Raw genomic sequence first — 8,047 nt, forward strand, 5'->3', positions numbered from 1 at the left:
GACGCACCCCCGACGAACCCGGAATTGGACCGCCGCCACTGCGAGGTGAGATTCTCGTTCGGTCATGCGCACGGAATCGACCGGGCCCGGAGCCTTTCGAATCGAGTTCGACAGCCCCGGCGAGCTCGCCGCCGTCGAGCGCGCGAGCCTCGCCGTCGGTGGGCTGCTGCTGCCCAGCTCCGAGGCGCTGCCCTCCGACACGCGGCTCGCGCTGACGCTGCGCGTCGCCGGAGGCCCCGAAGTCGCCGTCGCCGCCCGGGTGGTCGCGGCGCTCCCGGGGGCGCTCGCGCTCGAGCTCGAAGGGACCCCGGCGGAGATCGTCGGCAAGCTGCTCGCACCTCCGGTATCGGCAGCCGCGGCAGCCGCGCCGGAATCCTCGGAGTCGTCCGAAGCGGCGGCGGAGGCACCGGCCGCCTCCGGGTCGCTCTGGGAGCAGCTGCGCCGGATGACGCCGCCACAGCGGATGCTCCTCGCACCCAAGGCGGATCGTCTCGCCCGCGCCCTGCTCGTCCAGGACAGCGATCCGCAGGTGCTCTTCGCCCTGCTCAAGAACCCGCGGCTGTCGCTCGACGAAGTGCTGCGTGTCGCGAAGTCGTCGTTCCTCTCGTTTCAGGCGGCGGAGCTCATCCTCAAGACGAATCCCTGGTTCGCCAACCTCGACGTCCGCGTCGCGCTGATCCGCAACCCGAAGCTCCCGACCCCCTTCGCCCTGCGCATCCTGCCGACACTGCCGGACAACGAAGTGCGCGCCATCGCCAAAGGCGCCGCCACCAGCATGCCCCTGAAACAGGCCGCCCTGAAACGCATCGTCGGCTCCTGAACCCGAATTGGGGACAGTCCCCAATTTGCCCCCTGCGGCCAAGCCCAGACCGACGGACGCCGACATCGACGAAGCGATGAACGGGCACATCTGCCGTTGCGGCACCTACGCCCGCATCCGCGCGGCCATTCATGCCGCGGCGCAAGCCGTGCCGGAGAAGCGGTCATGAACAACCTCGACCGCCGCCGCTTCCTGCAGCTTGCCGGTGCCGGCGGACTGGTGATCGCCATCGGCCCCGGCGGCATCCGCCGGCTCGACGCCGCCACCTCTGATACCGCGCCCTGGGATGCCGTCGCCTACGTGACGCTCCACCCCGAAGGCACGGTGGCGATCGTCTGCCATCGCTCCGAGATGGGGCAGGGGATCCGCACCACCATGCCGCCACCGGCATCCGCGTGCGCGAGCTGCCGGTGGGAAAGCAACTCGCAGGCTGGCAAGACCGCAAAGCCTGACGCCGGCGGAGGCCGGCCGGCTGATGGACGAGGTCCTCTTGCCGCTCTTGGCGCGGCGGACCGAGCGCAGCCTTCTACTGTCGAGGCCTCGAGGCCCAGGAGCGCTCCAGCCTCTCGTTCTGCGACGCCCTGATCGTCGCCGCCGCCCTCGAAGCCGGCTGCACCCGCTTGCTGAGCGAAGACCTCCAGGACGGCCAGCGGATCGAACGCCTGACGATCGAGAATCCGTTCAAGAGCTGAAGATCGATCGGCGCGGCCACAGTCCGCAAGTCGACGGATCCCGGCGCCCGTTTTCCGTCACGGGCAGCAGATGCCGCCCACCTCACGGCACCGAGTCGCTCCAATCGTCGGCATCCCCGCTCTCGAAACCGTCCAGGAACGACGCGAATCCGAAGTGCGAGCGGATCTCGCCGCCGCCGAAGTTCGTCGTATGCACGCAGGTATAGGCCCGCCCCGCCGCGAAGCCGGCGAGTAGCGCCGCCTTGGCCGAGGCTGCGGTCCCGCCGTTCGCGGTGACGAAAGCTGCAAAGTAGGTCGCAGTACTGCCCAGGTCGAAGGTGTTGGCATAGGCCCCCGAGGTGACTCCGAGGGGAAAGGTCAAGTAGTTCACCGCAACCCCGACGTTCGACGGCGGTGTCGCGCAGCAGTGGATGTGCGCCGCGGTGCTGTTTCCGGTGAGCCCCGAGAACGAAAAGTCGACGACGAGCTGGTCTTCGTCGATCGTCAGCTCGGTCGCCCCGGTCGCCGTCGAAGCCGTCGGCGGATTGGCCGACGCCCCATCGAGCGCTCCGTCGAAAATCGCCTGGGCCGCTGCCGGCCCCGCGGCCAGCCCACCTGCAAGGACGAGCGCGGCAACGGCCAGCAGCGGAGCGAAGACGAGATAGCGCAACTCACGCATAGCGAATCTCCCGGGACCGGTCACGAGTTCGCAACGAGTCTACTCGCAAGAAAATAGAGCGACGCAGGAAAATGGATCCCCGGCTGCCAGCCGGTTCTCCCGCGACGCTCGTCGGGGCGGTGGGTACGCCCCGGCACTGCCCTCGATCGGATGCATGCCGTTTTTTCCGCGTGGCGCACCGGTCGACAGGCGGACGGGCTCGAACTAGACTCGCGCCACGAACTCCGGAACGGGCCGGTATCCTCAGGACGCGGCCGTGAAAGGTGGAAGATGACCTTCGTCCCCGGCGACTCCGCGCGCCTCGAGGCGTTCTCCGATGGCGTCTTCGCCTTCGCGGCAACTCTCCTCGTGGTGGCGCTCGAGGTGCCTTCGACGGTGCTCGAGCTCGAGCAGGTTCTGATCGGTTTCGTGCCGTTCACGCTGAGCTTCGGGGCGCTGGTCTTCATCTGGTCGGTGCATCGCGCCTTCTTCCGCCGCTTTCCGCTCGGCGACCGCATGACCGTGGCGCTCAACTCCTGCCTGCTGTTCGTCGTCCTGTTCTACGTCTACCCGCTCAAGTTCCTGGCCCGCGGCCTCGCCACGATGCTCTTCGGCAGTGGGATCGGCGGCGGCGGCGGAGTCGCCTCGTTCGCCGAGCTCGGGAAGCTCTTCGCCTGGTACGGCGGAGGTTTCGCCGCGATCTTTCTCTTCGTCGCCCTGCTCTACGTCCACGGAGCGCGCCGGGCCGAAGGCCTCGGCCTCTCGCCGCGCGAGCGCCGGGAGGCCCGCTTCTGGGCCCGGCACTACGCGATCCTCTGCGCCGTCGGCCTGCTTTCGCTCGCGATGGCGATCACCGGGATCGGCGTCCGGGTCGGCATGCCCGGATGGATCTACGGCCTCCTCGGCCCGCTCTGCGGCGCGCACGGTTTCTGGAGCGCCCGGCGGGCCGCTCGCACCGCAGGCCCCTAGATTCCCCTGCCGCTCTCCGGAGAATTGGGGACAGTCCCCACTTTCCGCAAGCGTCTGAGGAAACGTTACTTAGCAATAGTGGGGACTGTCCCCAATTGCTCAATTTCTGACTCCAGGAAAGTGACTCTGCGCTGGAGTAGGCGTATGTCGAGAGCTGCGGAGAACACCCAATCCCGACCTCGCCGGCGATGGGACAGCGGCTCCCGATTCAGGGGGTCGAGCTGCTCCAGTAAGCGTCGTCCGCGCTCTCGAAATCGTCGGTGAAGACGACGCGACGTACGAAGCGCCGCAGGAGGATGTCGTCGAGGATGGAAGGGCTATCTTCCTGGTCCTCCCACACGACCGCGAATAGCAGGTCGCCGATCGCAGCGTCCGGGAGGATCTGGCGGCCGGCCGCGGCCTCGTGCGCCAGAAACTCGGCGCCGACGACCTTGCCGGACTTCGTCAGCTCGAGCACCGAGATCCCCTGGTCCGGGTCGAGCTCCTCCGAATTCCACGCCAGCACCATGGCGCCGTCGCGCGCCATGTCGAGCTCGAAGTTCTGGTTGCCCTCGCTGCCGCCGGCCACCGCGAGCCGGTCTCCGCCCACCGGCTCGCAGTCCGGAGCGAAGCGGCGCCACTCGATATCCGTCGTTCCGCCTTCGATCCAGGCGACGACGTAGAAGCCCAGCGCGTCGACCGCAACGCGCGGTAGGAGGTTGCGTGACGCGAGCTCTGCGGGGACGATGAACTGCGGACCGAGAGGATCTCCGCTGTCATCGAAGCAGCGGGCGAAGACCTGTTCGTTGGGGGTGGCGTCTCCCTGCCAGGCGATCAGGAAGGAGCCGTCCGGGGCGGAGGCGACGTCGAACTCGTCGAGGTCGGGATCGGTCGCCTCGCCGGCGGAGAGGTCGCCGGTCACCGGCGCGCCGTCGGCCGCGAACTTCCGGAACTGAAGGTCGCCCGGGGCGAGATCGTCGACCCAGACGGCGACGTAGCTGTCGTCGTCCGCGCGGGAGAGACGCGCCGCCCGGTCGATGTCGACCGCCGCGGCCACGGTCGCCTGGAACTCCGAAGGAAGCGTCGTGCCGTTGTTCGACGAACGCCGGGCGAACAGGTCGAGGCCGCCGTCCTGCACCTGGTTCGAGCTCCACGAGACGATCCAGTCGCCCGAGCCGTTCACCGAGGCCGCCGCGTCGAACTCGGCGGCCTCGACCTGGTTCGGTGCGCTGGCGTTGAACGGCGAGCCGTTCGCCGCATAAGCCCGCTGCAGCACATCGAGGGTGGTCGCTTCGGACCAGAAGACGCGCAGGCGGCCGTCGTCCGCCATACCGACGGACGGCCCCTGCTGGTCGCCCGCCGGCGTCGCACTGTTGACCAGGTTCGGACCGCCGAGCGGCAACTGGCCGCCGGCCTGGCCAACGACAAGCACCGCCGAAGCGATCCCGACCGCAACCACTCTCGCCGCCCACCCCGTCGCCCCGTCGCCCATGCCGACCCCCAGGAAGCCCGCTCGCGCGCACCACTCTACCGGCCGACCCCGCCCTCCACCCCTCACCAGAGTCGGAGAAGCACCCTCACTTTCGTCGGGGTCGGGGCCTACTGGTGCCATCCTCCTTCCCGACAGCGCGACCCCGCTACAGTGTGAGCCGAGCCTGCTCTCGAAGCCGATCGCGAACCGAGGCGGCCCGCAGCAGAGCTCGAAGACAGCGATTCACGCGTCACGCGTTCGATGCTGGTGAAGCGCCGACCTCCCTGGCCGGATTGTCCGAGTCCTGCTGATTGCGTTGCGCCACGCAAGCCCGCCTCGTGTCGTCTCGGCGTGGAACTTGCACTCGAAAATCGGCTGCACTCGATTCGACAGGCTTTCCGGGAACGCTGCGCCAATGAGTGCGCCGACCAAGTCAGGCGGTGCTGAAGTTGGCAGCGGCTTGGTCAACTTCTACTTTGCGTCGGAGCAGTTAGGAGTTTTGCATCGATCAGAACGCGATCGGACCTAAGGGGCCACCAGGTAAATGAATGCGATGCGCTGCTCGTCTGGCGAACTCGCTACCAGATCTCTCACACCTATCGCGAGCACATGCCCGCATCCCGACAGTCTTGAACTGAAGACTTCGATGTCTTGATCAAGGAGCCTTGAAAGTCTCGAGTCGGCCGCTACTTCAGTTTCTCCCACATGAAGTCGTTCTCGCGTCCAAACCGAATCGCTGCGGTCATCGAGGCTGAAGAAGCAGTCCTCTCCAGTTCTGCAGCCACTAGAGCACAAGGTCGCAAATTCCAACGTTTCGTTCGCGCCTTCAGGTCCAGGCGGAGCTTCGGCCCCGCGGCCCTGTGGCCCTTCAAGCAAGAAGAAGGAGGGAGAAAGAAAGGACTTTGCCAAGACAAAGTTCTTATCGACCAGCCACGCAGACGTGAATTTGTGAACGAGCTGGAGGTTCGGCTCTGGGGGCTTTTCTGCCCAAGAATCGCAGGCGCAAGTACCCAACAGTGCTAGCCCCAGCGCTGATACCAGTCGAGCACCGCTGCTACTGGGTCGAGCCCTCATGGAGCACCTCTAGTTTGGGCGCGTGTCTTGTCATACTCGTCTTGTTCGATGGGTCCCCTCGAGACGTCGTTCCAGTAGGCTTCAGGCATCGATACGCCTCTCCGGGCAAACCAAGCTCGCTTGTCCATCCGCTCTCGCAGAGCGAAGAACTCGCGAAGTTCTACCTTGACTGCAGCCCACGGAACTGCGGGTCTCTCAAGGTCTCCTGGCTGGCATCCCTTTTCCCGAAACTCCAGAAGCGCTAGATAGGTCGCTTCACCCGCTCCGATTGCATCGTCGGGGTACTCTGCGGGAACGTCGGTCTTGGAACTAAGCAAGCCGCCGCGAGCTTCAGGGTGGCCTGCGTAGCCACCCTTCATCGAAGGGATGCCTTGATGCGACCAGGAATCCTGCAAGGGATGGAGTCCCTCGCCAAACTGCTCTAGGTTGTTGGACGCGATTCCGGCCCTGACTTTTGCCCAAGCGTAGGTGCTTCCTGGGGTCACTTCGCCCGAGTCTAGAAACTCCTTGGGGAAGTGCCACTCTTGAAGCTGAGTGCGATCCCTTCCTCGACCCAACCGCGCCATGGCTCCACTAACTACTGGACTTCGGCCGTCCTGGTCTGGCCGTTCCGCCGATGCGGCGATCTTCTGCGCCACCAGTCTCGAGAATCCAGCCCTGAGCGACAGCAGGTACGTCACGCCAAAGTGAAAGTCGGCTTGGTACAGGCCAAGCGGGTCGCTCCACACGAGAGGGCTATTTGCTGTAAGTGAATACTCACTCGGCCCATCCCGATACCCCAGCGGATCCGGACTCAAGAACCTCCCCATCTCCGGATCCATCCATCTGTTGCGCATGTAGACGAGGCCGGTGGCTGGGTCGGTGATGTGGCCTTGGAAGCTGGCGAGGTTGTCGAGGGTGGAGGTGGGGGTGATTCTCGGGTCGGGGCGTTCGTAGGCGATGTGGTCGGTGGCGCCGGTGGTGATGTTGCGGGTGAAGGGTTCCTGCATGCTGTTGCCGGCTTTGTCGATGAGGGCGGGGCCGATCTGGAGGGTGTGGGTGGTGGCGCTGATGGCTCCGGCGGGCTTCAGGGTGTAGCCGTCGGGGAGGGCGGTCCAGGTTCGGGTGGCGCCGTCGAGGAGGACGACGGCGCTCGCGACGATGGGGTCGATCTCTTCGCTGAAGCCGAGCTCGAGCTCGCCGGCTTTCGTCAGCAGGAGGTCGACTCGGGGCGGCGCGGTGTCGTCGATCACGTGGTCGGCGGCGAGCCAGACGAAGGGCTTGTCGTACGCCGTTTCGGGTCGGTTCTCGAAGAGGTCCACCATCGCGCCGGGCTCGATGTGGAGGAGCATCCCATGATTCGCCTCCGGCGGGCTCCCCGGGTCGGGTGTGAGCAGGAGGCGCCGACCCTTCTGCTTGCCGTCGCGCACGGGCTGGCTGGCGGTGATGGCGACCGGCTCGTCGTCGGTCGTGTCCCGCAAGGTCAGCGCGCCGCTCGCGATCGCCTGCTCGACGCGGTCCAGGAGGATTTCCTCCGAGAGCTCGAGCAGGAGCTTGCCGTTCGCTTCGCGCAGCTGCTCGACGGCGGGCGGCGTGAGATCGACGCGAATCGTTCGGGTGCCATACGGCGCGTAGTCGTAGCGCTCGATCGCCTTGCCGTTCTCGTCGGTGATCGCCACGGCGTTGCCGATCGAGTCGTAGACCGGAATCGTCACCGTCTCGAGAACGCCGTCGCCCCCATTTCCATCGCCGTCGGTCTCCTGGCGCACCACCTCGTCGAGCCCCTGGCCGTTGATTCGTCGCATGGCGAGCTGGCCGTCCGCGTAGCGCTCGAGAAGTCGCCAGCCGGACCAGACCCATTCCTGCGTCTCGCCTCCGACCTCGCGTTTCGTCAGCCGGTTGAAGGCGTCGTACTCGTAGCGCGCGATCTCGCCGACGCCGTCGCGGGTCACCCGCGTCAGGCGATTCCTGTAGTCCCAGGCGAAGCGGTCGATTCCCTTGCGCACGAGATTGCCGTTGCCGTCCCAGGCGAGCGGTTGGCCGGCAAACGAGCCCGGGCGGTTTCTTCCCGAACCGTCGGGCGGGCTGGACTGGTGGCTCGAGATCGCGTAGCGCTCAGGCCGCTGATCGAGCAGGTTCTCCGCGGCGTCGTAGGAGTAGCTGAACGAGTCGGGGAGCGCCGCGACCGTGGCAGCGGTCGGGGTGGAGTTGTTCGGCGCGAGCGCGAGCGGATTCTCGGTCTTCGCCGCCTCGATCAGTCGGCCGGCGTCGTCGTAGGCGACGACGTAGCCCTGGCTGTTGAGATCCTCGCGCTGCACGGCCGTCTTCAGGTTGCGCGGGCTCCAGGAGAGAAGCTCGGTAAAAGGGGTGAAGCTGGGGCCGCCGAGGGTCGAGCGCGTCGGCCTTCGGGCAGGGTCGTAGGTCGT

7 protein-coding genes are annotated in these 8,047 nt (G+C 66.5%); 4 read left to right on the forward strand and 3 right to left on the reverse strand.

Annotated features, from left to right (window positions below):
- Positions 1-64: 64 nt before the first annotated feature.
- The 3 genes from KBI44_20520 to KBI44_20530 are packed head-to-tail and all read left to right on the forward strand — an operon-like array spanning position 65 to position 1,405.
- Complete coding sequence (locus KBI44_20520; protein MBP9146867.1) at positions 65-820, forward strand: hypothetical protein; 756 nt, start codon at positions 65-67, stop codon at positions 818-820.
- A 7-nt stretch (positions 821-827) separates the two neighbouring features.
- Positions 828-989 (forward strand): hypothetical protein, encoded by a 162-nt coding sequence (locus KBI44_20525; GenBank protein MBP9146868.1) that lies wholly within the window; start codon positions 828-830, stop codon positions 987-989.
- Entirely contained in the window at positions 986-1,405 is a 420-nt protein-coding gene (locus KBI44_20530) for a twin-arginine translocation signal domain-containing protein (GenBank protein ID MBP9146869.1), read from the forward strand. The genes KBI44_20525 and KBI44_20530 overlap by 4 nt, the downstream gene beginning before the upstream one ends.
- 189 nt (positions 1,406-1,594) lie before the next feature.
- Here the strand turns inward: KBI44_20530 and KBI44_20535 are convergent, their stop codons facing one another.
- Complete coding sequence (locus tag KBI44_20535) at positions 1,595-2,170, reverse strand: CHRD domain-containing protein (protein ID MBP9146870.1); 576 nt, start codon at positions 2,168-2,170, stop codon at positions 1,595-1,597.
- A gap of 270 nt (positions 2,171-2,440) precedes the next feature.
- On the opposite strand from KBI44_20535, the gene KBI44_20540 reads away from it, so the two are divergent.
- Positions 2,441-3,118 carry a DUF1211 domain-containing protein gene (locus tag KBI44_20540; protein MBP9146871.1) on the forward strand — a complete coding sequence of 226 codons (678 nt, stop codon included), beginning with the start codon at positions 2,441-2,443 and terminating at the stop codon, positions 3,116-3,118.
- Between the two features lie 208 nt (positions 3,119-3,326).
- On the opposite strand, the gene KBI44_20545 is transcribed toward KBI44_20540, so the two are convergent.
- Positions 3,327-4,529 (reverse strand): hypothetical protein, encoded by a 1,203-nt coding sequence (locus KBI44_20545; protein ID MBP9146872.1) that lies wholly within the window; start codon positions 4,527-4,529, stop codon positions 3,327-3,329.
- A gap of 1,109 nt (positions 4,530-5,638) precedes the next feature.
- Positions 5,639-8,047 (reverse strand): hypothetical protein (locus tag KBI44_20550; protein ID MBP9146873.1); only part of this gene is annotated, 2,409 nt, incomplete at its 5' end.

The organism is Thermoanaerobaculia bacterium (assembly GCA_018057705.1).
In the GTDB taxonomy this organism is placed as follows: Bacteria; Acidobacteriota; Thermoanaerobaculia; order Multivoradales; family JAGPDF01; genus JAGPDF01.